Source organism: Vibrio sp. C8 (genome assembly GCF_054051265.1).
In genome coordinates this window covers 90,527-112,133 of the sequence record NZ_JBPAOE010000005.1, presented here as the reverse complement: position 1 = coordinate 112,133, position 21,607 = coordinate 90,527, and the positions used below count along the sequence as shown (strand labels likewise).

The window sequence follows — 21,607 nt, the reverse complement described above, 5'->3', positions numbered from 1 at the left end:
AGTCGTTACTAATGTTTAGTTAATAAGTACGTAGGCAGAGATTCTGGCAACCTTCCTTGGCTGCCTAGCGAATTGACAAAAGGTGTTAGCAAACAGCTTTTGAAAAAGTGATATTGCGAATCTTATAGCGCGTTTGTGAGCCTAAGATAAAGCTTTTTAGGTAGTCACTGACGGGAAACACGCAATGTACATCTAGACCTTCTAGGAAGTTATGATCTGCCATATCCCAGAAGCTTTGTAGCGAATTACAAATTACGGTTTTCATATAAATTAGTTTGCTCTTCAATAAGTTATTTATCGTTGAAGCAATCCGTGCTCTCCCTAAGTTAAGTCCTTAGGTAGAATTCCAACTCAATGCAATAAGGTGATCTATGTCACGACTGGCGAGATTTTACACAGCTCTGTGTTGTATGAAAAGTGATTAATTAATGAACATCTAAAATACAAATTAATATACTAATTATTCAATCAATAGCAGATATAAATGTTGCACCTGCTATTGATTGATTATTTTTATGTGACTAAAGCTTAAGAATGAGTATTTTTGAGCGACGTTGATAGTTGTAGAGCTGACGTTTTGACATAGGCAGTGCATCGACACCGTATTCGATGAACCCCTGCTCTCTGAACCAGTGCAAGCTGTGGGTGGTTAATACAAATAACTTATTTATATTCATAAGTTTAGCTTGTTGTTTCATATGGCGAAGCAGTAAAGCACCACGGTCACCATCGCGGTATTCGGTGTGAATAGCCACACATGCCATCTCAGCCATATCCTCTTCTGGATAAGGATAAAGTGCCGCACAACCAATGATCAGACCATCTTTTTCAATAATGGTGAATTTGTGAACCTCTTGCTCTAATTGCTCACGTGAACGACGCACCAATATGCCTTGTTCTTCCAGTGGGCGAATCAGATCAAAAATACCGCCGATATCATCGATCTGTGCCTGGCGAAGTTGCTCGGTACTCGCTTTTACAATTTGTGTACCGATACCATCAAAAGAAAACAGTTCTTGGATCAACGCTCCGTCTTCCTTGTAACTGACCAAATGGCTACGAGGAACACCTGCTCGGCAAGCAGCCACGGCTGCTTTTAAGAAACGCAGTGCGCCCGATCTTTCCTCGCCGTTGGAATCGTCTCCAGCTTCCATTTTTTCAATCAGGTTATTCACTTCAGCAGGGTACAGTTCTGCAATCGAATTACCTTCGCTGTCCATGATGCCTTGTTCAGAACAGAAGCCGATCAGCTTTTCAGCTTTTAATCTTATCGCAACTTGTGTCGCAACTTCTTCTGAGAGCAAGTTAAAACATTCGCCAGTGACTGAACTAGCAATTGGGCCTAGCAGGACAATAGATCCTTGGTCGAGCATACGGTTAATGCCATCGATATCAATTCGACGAATTTTCCCGCTGTGGCAATAATCGACACCATCATCTATACCTAGTGGTTGAGAGATCACAAAATTTCCGCTGACCACATTGAGCTGAGTACCGGCCATTGGCGTGTTGTTTAAGCTCATAGAAAGGCGTGCGGTTATCGCGTGTTGAAGCTGACCTGCTGCTTGCATAACTAAGCCTAAAGCTTCTTCATCAGTGATTCGAATGCCTTTGTGATACGGAGTGGTGTGGTTATTTGTCTCTAAAATCTGATTTATTTGTGGGCGCGCGCCGTGAACTAGTACTACTTTGACACCAAGACTATGTAGCAGTGCTAGATCACTAATAATATTCGCGAAATTTTTATCGGCAATCGCTTCACCGCCCACCATAACAACCATGGTTTTTCCACGGTGAGCGTTAACATAGGGAGCTGACTGTCTAAAGCCTTTAACAAGAGCGGTACTACGAATTTTCACTGATGGCACTCTTTATGTTTATGGTTGTTTAAATATGTCTGGATAATGACTTTTTATTCATCTGTGAGCAAGTGGTTTTTAGTAGGTTAACGCGACTATTTTTTTGTAACGCTGTATTGGCAGTGTTGATTTAAATAAGTTCTAAGTAAGAGATACGATGCCTAAAGCAGCTAAATTAAATAGAGACCAAATGTTTAATAATTCACAACAAGACACTGCCGCGAATGGCAGTGGTGTGAAAAATAGAAAACGGTTGGAACTCTTCCTAATCTTACTCTTGGTTTTGGGAAGTATTGTAGCGGCGATTCTTTACGGAAATGTGATTGACCGAATAAAAAGCACCCTTGCGCCGAAACAAGAGATTTACGGAGTCTGGGTGGAGCAAGATGTGGCTTATTACTCAACTCGTAGGCTGGAAATTGGTCCTGACGGTATTACGATGGAAGGGCGTGTTTATACCACGCGGTACGATTTCGACGGACACTATTTAACCTTCGAGGTTGCGGGGCAGGAATACAAGTTTCAAATGACGAACCCTGAGAACACGGAAATGAAGCAGATAACCAGCGCTCATTACAAACCCATTTTCCGAATGTCAGGAAAAAACTAATTTAACAATTTCGCAATTGCGCTTCGGTAGTTAGTTTGTCATCCTTTCGGTCGAATTCAATATGGGATGCCTTCAGTGAACAAACGCCTTCTTTCTCTTGCCAGCTTAGCGCTTCTGTTTGGTTGTGCTCAACCGACCGACCGAGCGCAACAATACATAGACGAACCTTTTGCCAGAACACTGAATAAAGTGGATGTGGTGGAATCCAATAAACCGCGCGACTTTACTGAATTTGCCAAGCAAAGTGAGCAAGTGGTTGTTAATTCTCCTTCTATGGCTAAAACCTTTGGCCCTCTCTATGAGAAGCTTAACGAGTGGGTAATAGAAAGTGGCGATACCACTCAGCTCTCTCAGTTTGGTATCCAGTCTGCTCAGTTAGGCGGCGGTGATAGTAACGGTAATGTTTTGTTCACTGGGTATTTTTCTCCGGTGATAGAGCTGCGTCATACTCCAGACGAAACCTTTAAGTATCCCGTTCACAGCATGCCTAAGTGTGAAATTGAGTGTCCGACACGAGCACAAATCTACGATGGCGCACTTGATGGACAAGGGCTTGAGCTAGGATATGCGGCAAACCGAATTGATCCTTTTATTATGGAAGTGCAGGGCAGTGGCTTTGTGCACTTCGGTGATGATGACACTTTAGAATACTTCGCTTATGCAGGTAAAAATAACAAAGCTTACATCAGTATTGGCAAAGTGCTGATTGAGCGAGGACTGGTTGAACGGGAAAAGATGTCGCTCAAAGCCATCAATGAGTGGGCACACTCGAATGATGAAGCAACAGTGAAAGAGCTTCTGGAACAGAACCCTTCTTATGTCTTTTTCCAACCAAGAGCGGCTGCACCTGTAACGGGGACGGCAGGTATTCCTTTATTACCAATGGCATCGGTAGCGGGCGATCGCACTCTATTTCCGATGGGCACACCTATTTTGGCTGAAGTGCCTTTGTTGAATGCGGATGGCACTTGGTCTGGCGCTCACCAATTACGTTTGCTGATTGTGTTAGACACAGGTGGCGCGGTAAAACAGAACCATCTCGACCTTTATCATGGTATGGGACCAAGAGCGGGTACTGAAGCGGGGCACTACAAACATTTTGGCCGTGTTTGGAAATTAGGTCTTGAGAACTCGCCACTGCAGGCGCCTTGGGCATTACCACCCGAAAAATTGGAATAACTTTTTAGCCTGCTAGTTATTGTCTGCCTGCAACGCCAATAAGTTTGGCGGAGTTTGGATGTGATGGTCTGGACATTTATATTAAGAGTGCGTATAAATCGCACTCTTTCTTTTTGAACCCTCTTTAATTTGGATTGTTGTCATGCGTGAACTCGATACTCCAGCCTCAGATAGCTATAACCAACGATTCGGCGGTACTCGTCGACTGTATGGCAATAGCGAAGTCGATATCCTACGTGCAGCGCACGTATGTGTTATTGGTATTGGCGGTGTGGGTTCATGGGCTGTTGAAGCGTTGGCAAGAACTGGTATTGGTGAATTGACGCTGATTGATATGGATGATGTTTGTGTGACCAACATTAACCGTCAAATCCATGCTATGTCTGGCACTGTTGGTCAGAGCAAAATTGAAGTGATGGCGGAACGCGTTAAGCTAATTAACCCTGAGTGCAAAGTTAATTTGATTGATGATTTCATCACGCCTGACAACCAGCATGAGTATCTGACCAAAGATTATGACTATGTGTTGGATGCGATTGACAGTGTGAAGGCAAAAGCCTCTCTGCTTGCTTATTGCCGTAGTAACAAGATCAAAGTGATTACGATTGGTGGGGCTGGTGGTCAAACCGATCCGACGCAAATTAAAGTGGCCGATCTGACCAAAACTATTCAAGATCCTCTGGCGAAGAAGATCAAAGATCGTCTGCGTCAGCACCATAATTTCCCGACCAATCCGGCACGCAAGTTTGGCATCGACTGTGTTTTCTCAACGGAGCATCTCAAGTACCCACAAGCGGATGGTTCAGTATGTGCGACCAAATCGACAGCAGAAGGTCCTAAACGTATGGATTGTGCGTCTGGTTTTGGTGCTGCTACCGTCGTTACCGCAACATTTGGTTTTGTTGCCGTTGCGCGTATCGTAGAAAAAATCATTCAGAAACACAGTAAGTAATCACTGGAGTATTGTTCATGACTGCTTTGCCGACTTCACCTTTTGGCACAGAAATCACCAGCGAAGATATAGTGCAGACCATGCAACAGTTTAAAGGCTGGGAAGATCGCTACCGTCAGGTTATTCAGTGGGGAAAAAAGCTACCTGTGATGCCAGAAGAACTAAAAAGTGAACAAGTAACGGTTTCTGGTTGTGAAAGCTTAGTCTGGTTGGTTAGCCAGCAAGAAAATGGTATCTGGCATTTCTGCGCCGATTCTGATGCTCGTATCGTACGTGGTTTGATTGCGTTAGTGATGGCGGCGTTTGAAGGCAAGACTTCACAACAGATTCAAGATTTCGATGTGGATGGTTATTTTGAACAACTCGGTCTTATTACACATTTAAGCCCTTCTCGTGGAAATGGTCTAAAAGCTATTATCGATAAAGTAAAAGAGATCGCTGTTTAGCTTTTACTTTTGCATCATTCCCTCATTGAGTGGAAAGAATGATCAGCTATAGCCTAGCAGGGAAGCTAGGCTAAATGTTGACTGCCACAGGAAGTGGCATTCAACATGGTAGCTAGAAATCATTCTTGGAAGTCAATGAAAAAAGGGAATGTTGGCAAACGGGTTTTTTGGTTACTTTTTTACCTGTAGAAAAAAGTGACATAGCCGCAATTTATGCGGCTATTAAGTAAAAAACAAATGAGCCTTACAGCATATCGACAGCTTTTTCGATAGCTACAATTAAGCGGTCGACATCCTCATCCGTATTGTAGATACCAAACGAAATTCTCACGGTTCCTTTTACACCAAACGCTTCCATCAGAGGATGGGCGCAATGATGTCCTGCGCGAACAGCGATTCCTTGTTGATCAAGCAAAGTCGCTAAATCTTGATGATGAACACCATCCATAACAATACTTAAGACACTGGCGTTACTTTGGTAACCCAATACACGAATGTCATCAATCGCACTTAATGCCTGATAAGTTTTGTGTTGGAGCTGATGAATATGATCTTCGATGGCATTTCTATCAAAGCTTTCATACCAGTCAATTGCACAGCTTAAAGCTATCGCTCCTGCTACGTTTGGAGTGCCTGCTTCAAATTTGCCAGGTAAGCCTGAGAAGGTTGTGCCAGAGAACGACACTTTCTCGACCATCTTGCCGCCTCCGTGCCAAGGTGGCATCGCCTCTAGCAGATCTAACTTTCCGTAAAGAACCCCAATACCCGCAGGAGCATAGAGTTTGTGACCAGAGAATACGTAGAAATCAGCATCTAATGCAGAGACATCCACTTTTTCATGCACTATGCCTTGAGCGCCATCGACAACGACAACCGCCCCTTTAAGCCGAGCCGCTTGAATAACTTCCTCAATCGGTTGACGGCATCCCGTCACGTTAGTGATATGAGCTAATGCGACGATCTTGGTGTTAGTGGTCAGCAACTGATGGAATGCCGCTAAATCGAATTCGCCATCTTGCGTCATTGGTACTTTTACAATCGTCGCACCCGTTTGTTGTGCAACGATCTGCCAAGGCACGATATTCGCGTGATGTTCCATCTCACTAATCAGTATTTCATCACCGACGTTGAGCGTGTTTCTCGCATAGGTTTGAGCGATCAGATTCAGCGCTTCGGTGGCGCCGCGAGTCCAGATAATACTCTTACTGCTCTTCGCACCAATAAATTGCGCGACATTATCTCTTGCTGCTTCAAACTGGCTGGTGGCGTGCGCGGTTAAGCTGTGACTGCCGCGATGCACATTAGCATTTTGCGCGCTGTAGTAATGAGTGATCGCATCAATGACGACTTGAGGTTTCTGAGTGGTTGCTGCGCTATCGAGATAAACCAAGGGTTCATTATTGACGTTCTGAGACAGGGCTGGAAATTGCGCACGAATGCCGTTGATATCCAGCATTTATGCCTCACCGTATTTTTCATAGTTCAGCTGTGGCACTGGAACCATAGGCAGTGCAATTTCACGAGCCAACGCTTTACCAGAGAGTAGGGCAATGATCTCAATAGAAAACTCTAACGCTGAACCTGGACCTTGGCTGGTGAGAAGGTTGTTGTTCACATCGTAAGTTACGCGACGGTTGCGCCATAAATCTTCAGGAATATGGTCTTTAAAATTCGGGTGGCCTGTCATTAACGCACCTGGGAAAAGATCATGATGAATTAGAACGACTGCCGGCGCAGCACAGATAGCAGCAACTAAGCGTCCGTCGTACTTTTGTTGCTTGATGATTTCAACCAAAACGGTGCTGTCACGGAAGTTCTCGGAGCCTTGCACGCCGCCCGGTAGAACAACAGCGTCGAACTCTTCATCTGCGATATCAACCAACTTGCAATCGGCTGTTAAGGTCACGCCACGAGACGCCTTCATGGTGAGTTTGCCTTCAAAATCGGCACTCGCCACCACGACCTGATAGCCAGCACGTACCAGAATATCAATGATGGTTACCGCTTCCATTTCCTCCGTACCCGGAGCGATAGGAACAAGTATGCGTTTAGTCATGATGTTTTCCGTATTTTTCTAATAATTGGATTTGCTTGTACAGCTCACTATTGGCTGGCACTTCTATGCCATGTTGTTGAGCTTTACGTACAAGGTAGCCTGTAATGAAGTCTATCTCGGTTTGACGACGATAGAAAATATCTTGATGCATTGATGATTTATTAGCTGCTGTGGCGCGAATGACATTGTCGATGGTGGTTGTCAGTTGCTTCCTGTCGACGGGAATCTCTTCTGCTTGCATCACACACACTAACTCGTCAATTACAGCGTTCAGTGTCGGGCGAAATCTGTCTTCTTCTAGTGCACCATTCAGACATTGGTGAATGGCTGTCAGGGGATTGATTGCGCAGTTGATGGCTAATTTATTCCACAGAGCAAGCTGTATGCTTGGGTTCCACGATACTGTCGGTAAAGCGTGGTTCAATACATCAACCAGAAAGATACACTGGCTGCCTTTTAAGTTGAAAGCGCCAAGCTGAGTTTGACCAATTCCCGTGTGTTTTACATGATGAGCGTCGACTTTAAGTGCGCCGTGGGTTGTGGTGGCGATGACGACCGGATACTCGGATATCAGTTCTGCGATGTTATCAGCAGCCCCCATACCATTATGCATAAAAAGCAAAATGGCATCTTTGTTCACATGAGGTAGGAGTGGAGTTATCGCGGCTTCAACTTGCCATGCTTTTACTGTGATCAGTAAAAGATCCGCATCGATAAGAGTCTGTGGTTGGTTATAGCTAAATAAAATTTCAGGGGAATCATCCGCTGCCAACATCCACTGTTGGTTTTGCTTAGTGCCCCACAAGGAAACCTTGTGTCCAGCCTGATGCAGCTTGTACGCCCATAGGCTGCCAATTGCACCCGGACCAACAATGACGATATTCATATTTCCCTAAAACCACCGCTAAATAATCTCTGCGGCTAAGGATAATGAGCAGGACTGGGAAAGCAATAAAAAAGGCGCCAATCGGCGCCTTTCGAGCAATTTAGACTTTTATTAGAAGTTGTATTGTAGACGGTAAATCACTAGATCTTCGTAACCTTCACGAGCTAGTTTGTTTACTGTGTAACGGTAAAGAACACCTGCAGACCAGTCTTTGTGGAAGTTCCATAGAGCATTGATACTACCGTTTAAACCGTAATCACCACCTTGAACCGCTGAGTATTCATCATTGCGTGCAAATTCGTACTCACCCCAAGTTGAGAAAGTAAAGTTTTGACCAGCAATATCAGTGTTGTAGTAACCCACCCAACCTAACATGCCGCCATTGTTGCCGCTGATGTCGCCGCTGTTAATTTGGTGTACACCAATAAATGGAGTGAACCCCCATCCTTGACCTTTAAGACCAGTGAAACCTAAACCTAGAACTCGGTTTTGCTCATGGAATGCAGCTTTATCTGCGTCAGTGTTATAAACCTGACCGTAAAGAGATACGCCTGATTCAGTAAGATTGTAGTGAATAGTACCTTTGGTTGAAGCACCACGGTCATCACCAGCACGATCTACACCTTCATAATCATAAAAACCATAGATTTGACCCCAATCGAAACCAGCACCACCTTCGATACCGATTACAGCTTGGTTGCGATCAGAAATATCACCACCGAAGTTGTCATTATCATTGCCAAATCCTTGGTCCCAAACTTGGTAGTCAGCATACATACTACCAAAACCATATAGATATTCTGCTTGAGCAGGAACCGCAGCAGCTGCAGCAATAACGCCAAGAGTAAGAAGTGATTTACGCATAAGGGTAACTCTCTATGTTTTGTATCAATTCAGGAGCGGCTTGATTACCGCCTGTCCAATTTGGGTGCATGATAGCGATTTAAATCTCAATTGAAAGTGAGAAAAGTTGCAAAAGTGGATAAACATTGTGAGTTAGATCTAATTAATTTAAATAAAAAGTGAACTAAATTTAAATTTCATTTTATTGCATTTTTAATGTGATTTTTGTCACTTAAAATTTTTCGGTTGTTGTTTTTGAAGCAGATCGATTAACCAACATGTTTTGTTAATAAAGCTTGGAAGATGATGTTTTGCTAAATATTCAGTTGGTTTATGGTTGGTATTAAACTCGTTTTGTAAGCCTTGTTTTATATGAGTGCTGGCGCTTTTTGTCTGTCTTTTTGAACGAGTTTATTAAGCATTTTTTGTGCTCAATCTAGGCAGGAAATGAAAGGGTACCTTTGTTCATTTAAAAATAATTTATGCAAGTTATTTTTATTAAATATGTTGGTTTAATCTTTTTATACAGTGGCTTATGTCAAGGTTAGAAATGAACCCATTGGGTGCTATCAGATTAATAAAACGCTATTTCAGTGTATGATGTTGGCACTGGTTATCAATGAAGGAATACCATGGCGGAGCCGATAGATAAGAAAACCTTTCTTACCATCTTTACCACAGTCTTTTTGCCGATGTTTTTGGCGGCTATCGATCAAACACTGTTAGCAACCGCAACACCCGTAATGGTCAGAGATCTGGGTAATATTCAGCTTTCATCTTGGATTGCAATTGGTTATATGCTTGCGGGTGCCGCTTCCGTACCTGTGTATGGTTGGCTTGGTGATCAGTATGGTCGTAAAAAAATGCTGATGATTGCGCTCTGCATTTTTGCCGTTGGTTCTGTGGTTTGCGCGTTAGCCGTGAGTATGCACGGTTTAGTGTTTGGCCGAATTGTTCAGGGGCTAGGGAGTGGCGGCTTAATGAGCCTGTCTCAAGCTTTGATTAGTGAATATGTTCCGCCTAGACAAAGAGCCAAGTTCCAAGGTTATTTTGCCTCTTTGTTTGCTTTATCCAGTATCTGTGGCCCTGTGCTTGGTGGTGTTGTGGTGACCTATCTAACTTGGCATTGGTTGTTTTGGTTTAACTTACCCCTAATTGGATTTGCACTGTATCGTTTAGCAAAACTGGAACAAGTGAGCCGTAAAGCCGAGAAAAAGCCGATAGATTTCTTTGGATTAATTCTATTTCCAAGCATGATGACTGCGATTATCTATTGGTTATCTGCTGGTGGGCATTACTTCCCGTGGGACTCTTCAACCAGTTTAACGCTTCTCGCTACTTTCTCTGTGTTGCTAGTTGTGTTTGTTGTGCAACAAAAAAGGGTTTCTCACTCGTTTCTTCCTTTGCGGCTTCTAGTGCAAAAAGAAATCTATATTCCACTCACTTCCACCTTCTTATTTGCAGCGTGCTTGTTTTCATTGGTGTTCTTCTTACCGATTTATCTTCAGGTGGGGCTCAATACTTCCGCAGCGACTGCTGGACTACTGTTGATGCCGTTGTCTGCGGGAATGATTAGTGGTTCTTATATTACAGGTAAGGTTATCGCCAAAACGGGTATCCCTAAATGGATGCCTGTGATGGGCATGTCGTTAAGCTGTCTGGCATTTTTCTCATTGGCGATGTTTGATTTCGGGCCTTATGTTGTGAGTTTATTTGGTTGCTTATGTGGTTTGGGATTCGGAACGGTTATGCCGTCGACTCAACTGCAAATTCAGACCATTGCTGGAAAAGAAAATTTAGGCCGAATCACATCAATGGGATCGCTAAGCCGTTCTGTCGGAGCTTCTGTGGGTACTGCGGTGTTTGGTACATTGATTTACTCACTGATTCCGAATTTCAGTGCAGAAGGCTCACTCAGTGAGTTACTCAATACACCGCAGCCTGTGATTTCTAATGCTTTCCAGACGGGTTTCTTGCTCGCAGGGACTCTTGCTCTTATCTGCGCGGTGAATGCCGCAAGAGCACCGCGCATTCATTTAGATGACTACGAATAACTCAGTGGGTAAACAAGAGGGAACCTAAGGTTCCCTCTTGTTTTTATTTCACTATTTTTTCTTCTACCAGTTCTTCTTTGTGCTCTTTCGCTTTATTTAGCATGTTTGTGAAGTAATGACGCAATGTATACAACATGATCAAACTTGGAATAACCATCAAAGCCGTCAAAATGAAGAACAGCGACCAATCATTTAAGTAGTCCGCCAGCTCGCCACTGAAAGAGGCCAGCGTGGTGCGGCCGAAGTTGCCTAATGAGGCTAGCAAGGCGTACTGAGTTGCAGAGAATGCCTGCCCCGTCATCACCGTCAAGAAGGAGACGAAGGCGACAGTTGAAAACGCTGTCGTGAAGTTATCAACAATAATGGTGGCGAGGAACAGATGTTCATTTGGACCAACTTGAGCAATCCAAGAGAACATTAAGTTACTGGCTGACATGGCGATACCACCAATCATCAAACCGCGGACAATGCCGAAACGCACGTTTACCATACTGCCAAGTAGGGTAAACAGCATAGTAATACCCCAGCCAATCAATTTGGAGTAGTAACCAATCTGCTCGTTGCTGAAGCCGATTTCTTTGTAAAACGCGATAGACATTCTGCCTAGGAACGCTTCACCAATCTTAAATAGGAAAACGAACAACAACAGTGTAATTGCCACCGAAGTACCGTTGCGGCGGAAGAAATCAATAAATGGTTCCAATACGGTTACACTCAACCAAGCCATGGTTTTTGAGTGAACCACTCTGTTGTGTCGCTGTTCGGCTTGTTTCTGCAGTGCTTCTCGGTTGGTGTTAGGTTCGCCAACCAGAAGAGTAAACAGAATCAATACACCAACGATGGCAGCCATGCCGTAGTACACGCCATTCCAGCCCATTGAATCAGCGTTGATAAATGCCAGATAGCCGGGAACTGAATAGCCCGTCCACCAACCAATCACCGCCATAGCAGAAGCTTGTGGCAGTTTACTGGATTCCGATTTTGGAAAGGTATCAATACGAAATGCATCAACCGCAATATCTTGAGTTGCCGAAGCAATCGCAATACCTAAGGCGAGCATGGACGTCAGCATCAGGTTTGTCGCTGGGTTCACGCCAGCAATAAACAGCGTACAAATTAAAATCAGAACCTGACAAAGGAGTATCCAACTGCGGCGCTGTCCAAGCAGTGAGTGCAAGACGGGTAAGCGAACTCGGTCAACCGCAGGTGCCCACAAAAAGTTAATCGCATAGACCGCAAACACACTGCCAAAATAGCCAATGGCGCTACGAGTCAGCCCCGCATCCTTTAACCAGCCAGACATGTTCGAGCCAATCAATACCCAAGGGAAACCGCTGGAGCATCCGAGCATCAATACCCAAAGCAGACGCTTATCGAAGTAGCTACGAATAGTCTCAACCCAAGTGAGAGATTGATTTTCTTGTTGCATGGACCTTTCCTTGTCGGAAAAAGAGCTCCGAATAGATCGGAGCTTTAGGTGTTATTTAATCAGAGTGGCGTTGGTGATGATGATAGGTGTTACAGGAACATCCTTCATGTAGCCAATTGATCGAGTAGGTTGTTGAGCCATCTTTTGAACGACTTCAAAACCTTTGGTGACTTGACCGAACACAGCGTAGCCTGGTGGGCGTTGACCGTAGTTCAGAAAATCGTTATCAACGAGGTTGATATAGAACTGACGCGTGGCTGAATTTGGATCGTTGGTACGAGCCATAGCAATTGTCGCGGTGTCATTGCGTAAACCGTTGCTCGCTTCATTTTGAATTGGAGCATAGGTGCTGACTTGCTTCATATCGGTATCAAAACCGCCACCTTGTGCCATAAAGCCTGGGATAATGCGGTGGAAGATAGTACCGACATAACTGCCGTCTTCAACGTAGCGAAGGAAGTTGGCTGCACTGATTGGCGCCTGTTCTTCGTTCAATTCAATGGTGAAAGTGCCTAAAGTGGTTTCAACTTCAACTTGAGGTCCTGCCCAAACATAGCTGCTCGCTGCAATAGCGATCGCAGCCAAAGAGCCTTTCACCATGGACATTCTTTTCACCATGGATAGTTTTTTAACCATGGAAACGCTCCTTCATGTAGTTTTGCAGTTCTGTGTCTGCTGCGATTTCTTTAAGAACAAGGTTCACAACATCATTGAGAACTTGTTCAATATCTTCATTTGAAGCGCTTAGAGCACCAGTACGTTTTGCTGTACCTGTATAGCTTTTCACTAATTTACCTTTAGGTGTTTCTGCTGTCAGCTGTAGCAGAACTTTACCGTTCATCTCATTTTCCATGATGGTATGAGTCACAGTCACCAAGGCTTCTTGGATTTCAAGCGTCAACATGTTTTCGCTGTTTACTGTGATCGTAAAACCTTGAGAATCAAACTGGCTTGAAAGTGCATTTTCCAAAGCGATACGAACATTTTGTCGTGCATGAACAGGTTCGATGTTGTTACGGCCGCTATCGACTAAAGCCACATATTGCGCAGAGCGAACGTCTTTACTAACCAAAGTGAACTTGCCGTTTGTCACGATATCACTGTTACTTAAAACAGCTGTAGGATTGAAGCTTACCTGCTGTTGCTGAGGTGCAGAGCAAGCGGCCAATAAAGCAATAGAAGCAGCGAGAACCAGTTTTTTCATGGTCAATTCCTTTCGTTTGTTTTGGCATGTCAGAAACATGCTTAAGGTCACCAGACCCTAATACTTAGTAGCTTGTAAGATAACAAATTTATTGTTGCTAGCGACAGTCTTTACTTGTGTGTGACCGAAAAGGCGAGCAAGTTTTATATCGTATCCGAGGTGGCGATTGCCGATAACCAATAATTTGCCCCCTTTTTTAAGAACTTGCTTTGAATCACAGAACATCTGCCATGCGATATGATCTGTGATTGCTTGTTGTTGATGAAAAGGGGGATTGCATACGATAAACGATGCGCTCTCTGATTCAAACTCATCTAAACAATTGTTCGCGACGCAGGTTATCTCAGGTTGTGATTGCAAATTGTCATTCAGGTTGCGTCTAGCGGCTTCCACCGCCATAAAGCTTTCGTCAACACAGGTAATCGAGGCATTAGGATTTAACCTCGACAGTTTTATCGATAACACGCCATTTCCACAACCTAGGTCGATGAAGTCCGTGAGGTCTTCACTAGGCAAATGTTCAAGCAGCAAGCGGGCGCCTTGGTCGAGGCTCTCGCCAGAATAGACATTGGGAAGATTCACTAAGCTCATCTGTTCGTTTTCGACTTCCCATCGAACTTCTTCATCCACATTTGGTACTGGTGTGCAATTGGCAAAAGAAAACACTAAGCGGTGTTTTTTCCATGCCAGAGATGTCTTAGTTTCCCCCAAATACTTCTCAAACAACTGCAGTGTTGAAGAATGAATCTCTTTTGCTTTGTTGACAGAAATAATGGGGCATTTTTCGTCTACAGATTGACGAAGCTTACTCAGAATCCACACCAAATGGCGGTTGTTTCGAGGGATTTGCATCAACACCAGATCGATGTCGTTAGGTATCTCATCCATGGTGTTGAGAAGTGTCACGTCATTGCAAGAGTTACGTTTTAAGTTTTCCAGTGTTGCTTTGTGAGCAATGAAAGAATCACTCATCATGAACACTTGATGCTGTGCTGAAAACCAACAAGTGAGTGCGCCGAATGAATCATTCAAAATCAAAATGCGTTTTGATGAGGTTAGCGCTAGCTCTTCAATATGCGAGATCAGATACTCATCACCTGCATCCCAAGCCTGCAGAAGTTCATTATTACGAATCGGGAAGCGATGAAGGGTTAGCGTATGTTCAAATAGCGAAAGCTCAGTTTTCATATTCGGTTTAATTGATAGTTTTAAAGACACTATTATTGTCTCAGATGCTCGACGATCAAGAAACATAAACCTTTCGCTGGTATTTTGTTGGTCGAACCTGTGGTTTGTGTTTGTCAAAGCAAAGCTCGCCAAAGTAAACTGTTTGTTGGTTTTGTTATATCAGTGTGTGAAAGAAGGGAGCATTATGATTCAACAAGTCATTGAGACTAAGCTACAAGATACATTTCAACCTCATCATTTACAGGTTGTGAATGAAAGCTATATGCATAATGTGGCACCCGGCTCAGAGAGTCACTTTAAAGTAGTAATTGTCACTTCGAGCTTTGAAGGGCAACGTTTGATTATGCGTCACCGTCAAGTCAATCAAACTTTGTCGGAAGAGTTAAGCAACCATATTCATGCTCTGGCTATACATACTTACACACCACAAGAGTGGGATGAGTTGAAGAAACAAGCGCCAGATAGCCCGATGTGTTTGGGTGGATAGTGATGAGCTAAGTGCTCATGAATTGCTCTTGATTTGGATGATTGTTTAACAATTTTAATACAGCAGTCATTCTGTAAAACGGCGTATAACCCATTTTTTTAAAAAAAAATGCAAAAAATACCCCTGATATTGAGGGGGTGAAAATAATTGTGCGACATATCAAAATAATGATTATTAATGCGCCTTTTAAACGAATTTGTGCCCAAATAAAATCACGAATCTAGAGATCTTGAATGGAATCGTATTCGTAAAAGGTGCTAAACTACTGCCCTTGATAAATCTCATCTCAAATCTGTAATGTGATTTTTAAAAGTATGTTGCGCTTTTGGTGATTAAACAACCAAGGCGGGCAGATATAATAATGTCGTGTCTAGAGACGGTTTAGTTTTGTCATTACACACTTCCAGTAGAAGTACTGATGACCACCGCCTCCAATTTGCGCAATGAATGAATCTTTTTCCCGATAAAGTAGTGCAAGTGCGTATGATTACAATAAAAAAGGGTTTGGACCTTCCTATCGCAGGAACTCCTTCCCAGGTGATTAATGATGGCAAAGCCATCAACAAAGTCGCCTTGCTTGGCGAAGAGTACGTCGGCATGCGTCCTACTATGCATGTTCGCGTAGGTGATGAAGTAAAGAAAGCTCAAGTTCTTTTTGAAGATAAGAAGAATCCGGGAGTGAAATTTACTTCACCGGTCAGCGGTAAAGTTGTTGAAATTAATCGTGGTGCAAAACGTGTACTTCAGTCTGTAGTGATTGAAGTTGCAGGTGATGACCAAGTGACGTTTGACAAGTTTGAAGCTAATCAATTAGGAAGTCTTGACCGCGAAGCGGTGAAAACTCAACTGGTTGATTCTGGTCTTTGGACATCGCTGCGTACTCGTCCGTTCAGCAAGGTTCCTGCAGTTGATTCGACGACTAAGGCTATTTTTGTTTCTGCCATGGATACTAATCCATTAGCAGCAGAGCCGACGGTTATCATCAACGACAATTCGGAAGCCTTCGTTGCTGGTCTTGATGTACTTTCAGCTTTGACTGAAGGTAAAGTGTACGTTTGTAAAAAAGGTACCAGCTTACCACGCTCAACTCAGTCTAATGTTGAAGAACATGTCTTTGACGGCCCTCACCCAGCAGGTTTAGCTGGTACACACATGCATTTCCTGCATCCTGTAAATGCAGAAAATGTGGCATGGTACATTAACTACCAGGACGTTATCGCTGTCGGTAAATTGTTCCTTACTGGTGAGTTATACAGCGAGCGTGTTATTTCTCTTGCGGGTCCTGTCGTAAATAATCCTCGATTAATCCGTACTGTATTAGGTGCAAGCCTAGAGCAATTGACGGATAGCGAAATGATGCCTGGCGAAGTTCGCGTGATCTCTGGTTCAGTACTAACAGGTACTAAAGCTACAGGTCCACATGCTTACTTAGGTCGTTATCACTTACAGGTTTCTGTTCTTCGCGAAGGTCGTGAGAAAGAACTGTTTGGTTGGGCAATGCCTGGTAAGAACAAGTTCTCTGTTACTCGCTCATTCTTAGGTCACTTATTCAAAGGTCAGTTGTTCAACATGACAACAACGACTAACGGTAGTGATCGCGCAATGGTGCCAATTGGTAACTACGAAAAAGTTATGCCGCTAGATATGGAGCCAACTCTGTTGCTTCGTGATCTGTGTGCTGGTGACACTGATAGTGCAGTACGCCTTGGCGCATTGGAGCTTGATGAAGAAGATCTAGCATTGTGTACCTTTGTATGTCCTGGTAAATACGAGTACGGTCCGTTACTTCGTGAATGCCTCGATAAGATTGAGAAAGAAGGGTAATTTTCATGGGCCTTAAAAAGTTTCTTGAAGACATCGAGCATCACTTTGAACCAGGTGGTAAACACGAGAAATGGTTTGCTTTGTATGAAGCTGCTGCAACTCTGTTTTACACGCCGGGTCTTGTGACAAAGAGAGGCGCTCATGTCCGTGATAGCGTTGATTTAAAACGTATCATGATCATGGTTTGGTTAGCTGTGTTCCCAGCAATGTTCTGGGGTATGTATAACGCAGGTGGCCAGGCTATCTCTGCACTTCATCACTTGTACGCAAGTGATCAACTTGCAACCATCATTGATGGCAACTGGCATTACTGGCTGACTGAAATGCTAGGCGGCACTATGTCGTCTGATGCAGGTTGGGGTAGTAAAATTCTGTTAGGTGCAACTTACTTCCTTCCAATTTATGCAACAGTATTTATTGTTGGTGGTTTCTGGGAAGTATTGTTCTGTATGGTGCGTAAGCACGAAGTAAACGAAGGTTTCTTTGTAACTTCGATTCTTTTCGCATTGATCGTTCCGCCAACGCTTCCTCTATGGCAAGCAGCGTTAGGTATCACCTTCGGTGTTGTTGTGGCTAAAGAAATCTTTGGTGGTACTGGTCGTAACTTCCTAAACCCAGCTCTAGCAGGTCGTGCATTCTTATTCTTTGCATACCCAGCGCAAATCTCTGGTGATTTAGTTTGGACCGCTGCGGATGGTTTCTCAGGCGCAACTGCTCTTAGTCAATGGACTCAAGGTGGTAGCGGTGCTCTGATGAATGCTGCAACAGGTCAAGCAATCACTTGGATGGATGCATTCATTGGTAATATCCCAGGTTCAATTGGTGAAGTGTCTACGCTTGCTTTGGCAATCGGTGCTGCATTCATCGTGTACATGGGTATTGCTTCATGGCGCATTATCGCTGGTGTGATGATCGGTATGATTGCTCTTTCTACGTTGTTCAACGTGATTGGTTCTGACACCAACATGATGTTCAACATGCCATGGCATTGGCACCTAGTTCTAGGTGGCTTCGCATTCGGTATGTTCTTCATGGCAACGGACCCGGTATCTGCGTCGTTTACAGATAAAGGTAAGTGGGCATACGGTATTTTGATTGGTGCTATGTGTGTACTAATCCGTGTGGTTAACCCTGCATACCCAGAAGGCATGATGCTAGCGATTCTATTCGCTAACCTATTTGCTCCTCTGTTCGACCATATTGTGGTAGAGAAAAACATCAAGCGGAGATTATCGCGCTATGGCAAGTAATAACGATAGCATTAAGAAAACGCTGTTTGTTGTTATCGCATTGAGCCTAGTGTGCTCAATCATTGTATCGACAGCGGCTGTTGGCCTGCGAGACAAGCAAAAAGCGAATGCTATGCTTGATAAGCAAAGCAAAATCGTTCAAGTAGCAGGTATCACTGAACAAGGTAAGATTCCAGAGTTGTACTCTAAGTACATTGAACCTCGTCTTATTGACCTTGACAGTGGCGACTTTGTTAAAGGTGACGCAACAACTTTTGATCAGCGTAAAGCTTCAAAAACCCCTAGTGAATCAGTAAAACTGTCTCCTGAGGAAGATGTTGCGAAAATTCTTCGCCGCTCAAACACAAGTGTTGTTTACCTTGTGAAAGATGGTGACAAAGTATCTAAAGTAATTTTACCCGTTCATGGTAACGGCCTATGGTCTATGATGTATGCATTTGTAGCTGTGGAAACCGACGGTAACACAGTTGCTGGTATTACATACTACGAACAAGGCGAAACTCCTGGATTGGGTGGTGAAGTTGAAAACCCTAACTGGCGTGCTCAATTCGTAGGTAAAAAGCTGTTCGATGAGAACCACAAACCTGCAATTAAAGTTGTAAAAGGTGGCGCACCACAAGGTTCTGAGCATGGTGTTGATGCCTTATCAGGTGCAACATTAACCAGTAACGGTGTTCAACACACATTCGACTTCTGGTTAGGTGACATGGGCTTTGGTCCATTCCTAGCAAAAGTTCGTGACGGAGGTCTGAACTAATGTCTAGCGCAAAAGATATTAAAAAGAGTGTGTTAGCGCCTGTATTGGATAACAACCCAATCGCGCTACAAGTTCTTGGTGTTTGTTCTGCTTTGGCAGTAACGACCAAGCTTGAAACGGCTTTTGTTATGACTCTAGCGGTAATGTTTGTAACGGCTTTGTCTAACTTTTTCGTTTCTCTTATTCGCAACCACATTCCTAGTAGTGTACGTATCATCGTACAGATGGCGATCATTGCATCGTTAGTAATTGTGGTAGACCAAATCTTGAAGGCGTATCTATACGATATCTCTAAACAGCTTTCAGTTTTCGTTGGTCTTATCATTACTAACTGTATCGTAATGGGTCGTGCTGAAGCGTTCGCTATGAAGTCAGCTCCGATTCCTTCTTTAATTGATGGTATTGGTAACGGTTTGGGCTATGGTTTCGTTCTTATCACTGTTGGCTTCTTCCGCGAGTTGTTTGGCTCTGGCAAGTTGTTTGGTATGGAAGTTCTACCGTTAGTTAAAGATGGTGGTTGGTACCAGCCAAATGGTTTAATGCTATTAGCACCTTCGGCTTTCTTCCTGATCGGATTTATGATTTGGGCGATTCGTACCTTCAAGCCTGAACAAGTAGAAGCGAAGGAGTAAGGTTGTCATGGAACATTATATTAGTTTGATGGTGAAATCGATTTTCATCGAGAACATGGCACTGTCTTTCTTCTTAGGTATGTGTACCTTCTTGGCGGTATCGAAGAAAGTTAAGACATCATTTGGTCTAGGTATTGCGGTAACAGTGGTATTAACCATCTCTGTTCCTGTGAACAACCTAGTTTACAACCTAGTTCTTAAACCAGATGCGCTTGCTGAAGGTGTGGATTTAAGTTTCCTTAACTTCATTACCTTTATCGGTGTAATCGCTGCACTAGTACAGATTCTAGAAATGATCTTAGACCGTTTCTTCCCGCCTCTGTACAACGCGTTAGGTATCTTCCTTCCATTGATCACAGTTAACTGTGCAATCTTTGGTGGTGTATCTTTCATGGTTCAGCGTGATTACAATTTCGCAGAGTCTGTAGTTTATGGTTTCGGTTCAGGTTTGGGCTGGATGCTAGCTATCGTCGCTCTTGCAGGTATCCGTGAGAAAATGAAGTATTCAGACGTGCCTCCAGGTTTACGTGGTTTAGGTATTACCTTTATCACTGCTGGTCTAATGGCGCTTGGCTTTATGTCATTCTCTGGTGTTCAACTGTAAGACGGGTAAACCGCAACAATTAAGGAATAGTCAATGGACATTATTCTTGGTGTAGTGATGTTTACTCTGATTGTTCTAGCGCTAGTTCTAGTGATTTTATTCGCTAAATCTAAGCTAGTACCAACAGGTGACATTACAATCTCAATCAATGGCGATGCAGACAAATCGATCATTACTTCTCCAGGCGGCAAGCTTCTTGGCGCATTGGCGAATTCTGGCGTATTCGTGTCATCGGCATGTGGTGGCGGTGGCTCTTGTGGTCAGTGTCGCGTAAAAATTAAATCTGGCGGTGGTGACATTCTACCGACCGAGCTTGACCACATTACTAAAGGTGAAGCTCGTGAAGGTGAGCGTCTAGCGTGTCAGGTTGCAGTGAAAACTGATATGGAGATCGAACTTCCTGAAGAGATCTTCGGCGTTAAGAAGTGGGAATGTACGGTTATCTCTAACGATAACAAAGCGACATTCATCAAAGAGCTTAAGCTACAAATTCCAGATGGCGAATCAGTACCTTTCCGTGCTGGTGGTTACATCCAGATTGAAGCTCCTGCTCACCACGTTAAATACGCGGATTACGATGTACCTGAAGAGTACCGTGGCGACTGGGACAAGTTTAACCTGTTCCGCTACGAGTCTAAGGTAGATGAAGATATCATTCGTGCATACTCTATGGCGAACTACCCTGAAGAGTTCGGCATTATTATGCTAAACGTACGTATCGCGACTCCGCCGCCAAACAATCCAAACGTACCGCCGGGTCAAATGTCTTCGTACATTTGGTCTCTAAAAGCTGGTGATAAATGTACGATTTCTGGTCCATTTGGTGAGTTCTTCGCGAAAGATACAGATGCTGAAATGGTGTTTGTGGGTGGTGGTGCTGGTATGGCTCCAATGCGTTCACACATCTTCGATCAGCTAAAACGTCTGAAATCTAAGCGTAAGATGTCTTACTGGTACGGTGCTCGTTCTAAGCGTGAAATGTTCTACGTGGAAGACTTTGACGGCCTAGCGGCTGAAAATGACAACTTCGTATGGCACTGTGCGCTATCAGACCCACAACCAGAAGATAACTGGGATGGTTATACAGGCTTCATCCACAATGTATTGTACGAAAACTATCTGAAGGATCACGATGCTCCTGAAGATTGTGAATACTACATGTGTGGTCCACCAATGATGAACGCGGCTGTTATCGGCATGCTGAAAGATCTTGGTGTAGAAGATGAAAACATCTTGTTGGATGACTTCGGTGGTTAATCTCCGCTAAGTATCTGATTTAATGGCTGACTCAATTGAGTCAGCCATAATTTTTTGAAGTTTGTATAGAGAATCTCGTAAGGTTTATGT

General features: G+C 43.7%; 22 protein-coding genes. 12 read left to right on the top strand and 10 right to left on the bottom strand.

What is annotated here, in order from left to right; translation table 11 throughout:
• Window positions 1-85: 85 nt before the first annotated feature.
• Both ACRQQK_RS03530 and argA read right to left on the bottom strand, forming a co-directional pair.
• Entirely contained in the window at window positions 86-265 is a 180-nt protein-coding gene (locus ACRQQK_RS03530) for a hypothetical protein (protein ID WP_081878637.1), read from the bottom strand.
• Window positions 266-521: 256 nt separating this feature from the next.
• Complete coding sequence (gene argA / locus ACRQQK_RS03525; RefSeq protein WP_042480258.1) at window positions 522-1,859, bottom strand: amino-acid N-acetyltransferase; 1,338 nt, start codon at window positions 1,857-1,859, stop codon at window positions 522-524.
• Between the two features lie 190 nt (window positions 1,860-2,049).
• Between argA and ACRQQK_RS03520 the strand changes: the two genes are divergently transcribed.
• From ACRQQK_RS03520 to csdE, 4 genes are all read left to right on the top strand, one after another.
• Window positions 2,050-2,469, top strand: coding sequence for a DUF2850 domain-containing protein (locus ACRQQK_RS03520; protein ID WP_171137347.1), 420 nt, complete (start codon window positions 2,050-2,052; stop codon window positions 2,467-2,469).
• Between the two features lie 75 nt (window positions 2,470-2,544).
• Complete coding sequence (mltA, locus tag ACRQQK_RS03515; protein ID WP_457510074.1) at window positions 2,545-3,648, top strand: murein transglycosylase A; 1,104 nt, start codon at window positions 2,545-2,547, stop codon at window positions 3,646-3,648.
• A gap of 142 nt (window positions 3,649-3,790) precedes the next feature.
• On the top strand, window positions 3,791-4,600 hold the full coding sequence (gene tcdA, locus ACRQQK_RS03510; RefSeq protein WP_102940404.1) for a tRNA cyclic N6-threonylcarbamoyladenosine(37) synthase TcdA: 810 nt from the start codon (window positions 3,791-3,793) through the stop codon (window positions 4,598-4,600).
• Between the two features lie 17 nt (window positions 4,601-4,617).
• Window positions 4,618-5,046 (top strand): cysteine desulfurase sulfur acceptor subunit CsdE, encoded by a 429-nt coding sequence (gene csdE, locus ACRQQK_RS03505; RefSeq protein ID WP_457510073.1) that lies wholly within the window; start codon window positions 4,618-4,620, stop codon window positions 5,044-5,046.
• A gap of 244 nt (window positions 5,047-5,290) precedes the next feature.
• On the opposite strand, the gene csdA is transcribed toward csdE, so the two are convergent.
• The 4 genes from csdA to ACRQQK_RS03485 all read right to left on the bottom strand — a co-directional run bounded on the left by csdA (window position 5,291) and on the right by ACRQQK_RS03485 (window position 8,852).
• Window positions 5,291-6,502, bottom strand: a complete 1,212-nt coding sequence (gene csdA, locus ACRQQK_RS03500; protein ID WP_457510072.1) for a cysteine desulfurase CsdA — start codon at window positions 6,500-6,502, stop codon at window positions 5,291-5,293.
• Window positions 6,503-7,102 (bottom strand): DJ-1 family glyoxalase III, encoded by a 600-nt coding sequence (locus ACRQQK_RS03495; protein WP_102940401.1) that lies wholly within the window; start codon window positions 7,100-7,102, stop codon window positions 6,503-6,505.
• On the bottom strand, window positions 7,095-7,988 hold the full coding sequence (panE, locus tag ACRQQK_RS03490; RefSeq protein WP_457510071.1) for a 2-dehydropantoate 2-reductase: 894 nt from the start codon (window positions 7,986-7,988) through the stop codon (window positions 7,095-7,097). Before panE ends, ACRQQK_RS03495 begins: the two co-directional genes overlap by 8 nt.
• Window positions 7,989-8,099: 111 nt before the next feature.
• Window positions 8,100-8,852 (bottom strand): outer membrane protein OmpK, encoded by a 753-nt coding sequence (locus tag ACRQQK_RS03485; protein ID WP_457510070.1) that lies wholly within the window; start codon window positions 8,850-8,852, stop codon window positions 8,100-8,102.
• Window positions 8,853-9,463: 611 nt separating this feature from the next.
• On the opposite strand from ACRQQK_RS03485, the gene ACRQQK_RS03480 reads away from it, so the two are divergent.
• Window positions 9,464-10,885, top strand: a complete 1,422-nt coding sequence (locus ACRQQK_RS03480; protein ID WP_457510069.1) for an MDR family MFS transporter — start codon at window positions 9,464-9,466, stop codon at window positions 10,883-10,885.
• Window positions 10,886-10,928: 43 nt separating this feature from the next.
• Here ACRQQK_RS03480 and ACRQQK_RS03475 read toward each other — a convergent pair whose 3' ends face one another.
• Genes ACRQQK_RS03475 through ACRQQK_RS03460 form a run of 4 tightly spaced genes read right to left on the bottom strand, consistent with a single transcriptional unit; the run spans window position 10,929 to window position 14,706 of the window.
• Window positions 10,929-12,314, bottom strand: a complete 1,386-nt coding sequence (locus tag ACRQQK_RS03475) for an AmpG family muropeptide MFS transporter (RefSeq protein ID WP_457510068.1) — start codon at window positions 12,312-12,314, stop codon at window positions 10,929-10,931.
• Window positions 12,315-12,365: 51 nt separating this feature from the next.
• Window positions 12,366-12,914 carry a peptidylprolyl isomerase gene (locus ACRQQK_RS03470; protein WP_457510091.1) on the bottom strand — a complete coding sequence of 183 codons (549 nt, stop codon included), beginning with the start codon at window positions 12,912-12,914 and terminating at the stop codon, window positions 12,366-12,368.
• Window positions 12,915-12,942: 28 nt separating this feature from the next.
• Entirely contained in the window at window positions 12,943-13,518 is a 576-nt protein-coding gene (locus ACRQQK_RS03465) for a YajG family lipoprotein (protein WP_457510067.1), read from the bottom strand.
• A 57-nt stretch (window positions 13,519-13,575) separates the two neighbouring features.
• Complete coding sequence (locus tag ACRQQK_RS03460; protein ID WP_457510090.1) at window positions 13,576-14,706, bottom strand: methyltransferase; 1,131 nt, start codon at window positions 14,704-14,706, stop codon at window positions 13,576-13,578.
• A gap of 184 nt (window positions 14,707-14,890) precedes the next feature.
• On the opposite strand from ACRQQK_RS03460, the gene ACRQQK_RS03455 reads away from it, so the two are divergent.
• From ACRQQK_RS03455 to nqrF, 7 genes are all read left to right on the top strand, one after another.
• Window positions 14,891-15,193 carry a BolA/IbaG family iron-sulfur metabolism protein gene (locus ACRQQK_RS03455; RefSeq protein ID WP_102963540.1) on the top strand — a complete coding sequence of 101 codons (303 nt, stop codon included), beginning with the start codon at window positions 14,891-14,893 and terminating at the stop codon, window positions 15,191-15,193.
• 483 nt (window positions 15,194-15,676) lie between these two features.
• On the top strand, window positions 15,677-17,017 hold the full coding sequence (locus ACRQQK_RS03450; RefSeq protein ID WP_457510066.1) for a Na(+)-translocating NADH-quinone reductase subunit A: 1,341 nt from the start codon (window positions 15,677-15,679) through the stop codon (window positions 17,015-17,017).
• A 5-nt stretch (window positions 17,018-17,022) separates the two neighbouring features.
• Window positions 17,023-18,267: an NADH:ubiquinone reductase (Na(+)-transporting) subunit B gene (locus ACRQQK_RS03445; RefSeq protein WP_102966123.1), complete on the top strand. Its 1,245-nt coding sequence runs from the start codon at window positions 17,023-17,025 to the stop codon at window positions 18,265-18,267.
• Window positions 18,257-19,024, top strand: coding sequence for a Na(+)-translocating NADH-quinone reductase subunit C (locus ACRQQK_RS03440; protein WP_112403220.1), 768 nt, complete (start codon window positions 18,257-18,259; stop codon window positions 19,022-19,024). The genes ACRQQK_RS03445 and ACRQQK_RS03440 overlap by 11 nt, the downstream gene beginning before the upstream one ends.
• Window positions 19,024-19,656, top strand: coding sequence for an NADH:ubiquinone reductase (Na(+)-transporting) subunit D (locus ACRQQK_RS03435; protein ID WP_112403218.1), 633 nt, complete (start codon window positions 19,024-19,026; stop codon window positions 19,654-19,656). Before ACRQQK_RS03440 ends, ACRQQK_RS03435 begins: the two co-directional genes overlap by 1 nt.
• A gap of 7 nt (window positions 19,657-19,663) precedes the next feature.
• A complete protein-coding gene (gene nqrE / locus ACRQQK_RS03430; protein WP_042480213.1) occupies window positions 19,664-20,260 on the top strand; it encodes an NADH:ubiquinone reductase (Na(+)-transporting) subunit E in 597 nt (198 codons plus the stop codon).
• Window positions 20,261-20,293: 33 nt separating this feature from the next.
• Window positions 20,294-21,517: an NADH:ubiquinone reductase (Na(+)-transporting) subunit F gene (gene nqrF, locus ACRQQK_RS03425; RefSeq protein ID WP_457510065.1), complete on the top strand. Its 1,224-nt coding sequence runs from the start codon at window positions 20,294-20,296 to the stop codon at window positions 21,515-21,517.
• Window positions 21,518-21,607: the final 90 nt, after the last annotated feature.

What these genes read in the sequence shown, in the direction of transcription:
- ACRQQK_RS03530 (WP_081878637.1), bottom strand. Translation starts at nt 265, where the DNA reads ATGAAAACCGTAATTTGTAATTCGCTACAAAGCTTCTGGGATATGGCA.
- ACRQQK_RS03520 (WP_171137347.1), top strand. Translation starts at nt 2,050, where the DNA reads ATGTTTAATAATTCACAACAAGACACTGCCGCGAATGGCAGTGGTGTG.
- tcdA (WP_102940404.1), top strand. Translation starts at nt 3,791, where the DNA reads ATGCGTGAACTCGATACTCCAGCCTCAGATAGCTATAACCAACGATTC.
- csdE (WP_457510073.1), top strand. Translation starts at nt 4,618, where the DNA reads ATGACTGCTTTGCCGACTTCACCTTTTGGCACAGAAATCACCAGCGAA.
- csdA (WP_457510072.1), bottom strand. Translation starts at nt 6,502, where the DNA reads ATGCTGGATATCAACGGCATTCGTGCGCAATTTCCAGCCCTGTCTCAG.
- ACRQQK_RS03495 (WP_102940401.1), bottom strand. Translation starts at nt 7,102, where the DNA reads ATGACTAAACGCATACTTGTTCCTATCGCTCCGGGTACGGAGGAAATG.
- panE (WP_457510071.1), bottom strand. Translation starts at nt 7,988, where the DNA reads ATGAATATCGTCATTGTTGGTCCGGGTGCAATTGGCAGCCTATGGGCG.
- ACRQQK_RS03485 (WP_457510070.1), bottom strand. Translation starts at nt 8,852, where the DNA reads ATGCGTAAATCACTTCTTACTCTTGGCGTTATTGCTGCAGCTGCTGCG.
- ACRQQK_RS03480 (WP_457510069.1), top strand. Translation starts at nt 9,464, where the DNA reads ATGGCGGAGCCGATAGATAAGAAAACCTTTCTTACCATCTTTACCACA.
- ACRQQK_RS03475 (WP_457510068.1), bottom strand. Translation starts at nt 12,314, where the DNA reads ATGCAACAAGAAAATCAATCTCTCACTTGGGTTGAGACTATTCGTAGC.
- ACRQQK_RS03470 (WP_457510091.1), bottom strand. Translation starts at nt 12,914, where the DNA reads ATGGTGAAAGGCTCTTTGGCTGCGATCGCTATTGCAGCGAGCAGCTAT.
- ACRQQK_RS03465 (WP_457510067.1), bottom strand. Translation starts at nt 13,518, where the DNA reads ATGAAAAAACTGGTTCTCGCTGCTTCTATTGCTTTATTGGCCGCTTGC.
- ACRQQK_RS03460 (WP_457510090.1), bottom strand. Translation starts at nt 14,706, where the DNA reads ATGAAAACTGAGCTTTCGCTATTTGAACATACGCTAACCCTTCATCGC.
- ACRQQK_RS03455 (WP_102963540.1), top strand. Translation starts at nt 14,891, where the DNA reads ATGATTCAACAAGTCATTGAGACTAAGCTACAAGATACATTTCAACCT.
- ACRQQK_RS03450 (WP_457510066.1), top strand. Translation starts at nt 15,677, where the DNA reads ATGATTACAATAAAAAAGGGTTTGGACCTTCCTATCGCAGGAACTCCT.
- ACRQQK_RS03445 (WP_102966123.1), top strand. Translation starts at nt 17,023, where the DNA reads ATGGGCCTTAAAAAGTTTCTTGAAGACATCGAGCATCACTTTGAACCA.
- ACRQQK_RS03440 (WP_112403220.1), top strand. Translation starts at nt 18,257, where the DNA reads ATGGCAAGTAATAACGATAGCATTAAGAAAACGCTGTTTGTTGTTATC.
- ACRQQK_RS03435 (WP_112403218.1), top strand. Translation starts at nt 19,024, where the DNA reads ATGTCTAGCGCAAAAGATATTAAAAAGAGTGTGTTAGCGCCTGTATTG.
- nqrE (WP_042480213.1), top strand. Translation starts at nt 19,664, where the DNA reads ATGGAACATTATATTAGTTTGATGGTGAAATCGATTTTCATCGAGAAC.
- nqrF (WP_457510065.1), top strand. Translation starts at nt 20,294, where the DNA reads ATGGACATTATTCTTGGTGTAGTGATGTTTACTCTGATTGTTCTAGCG.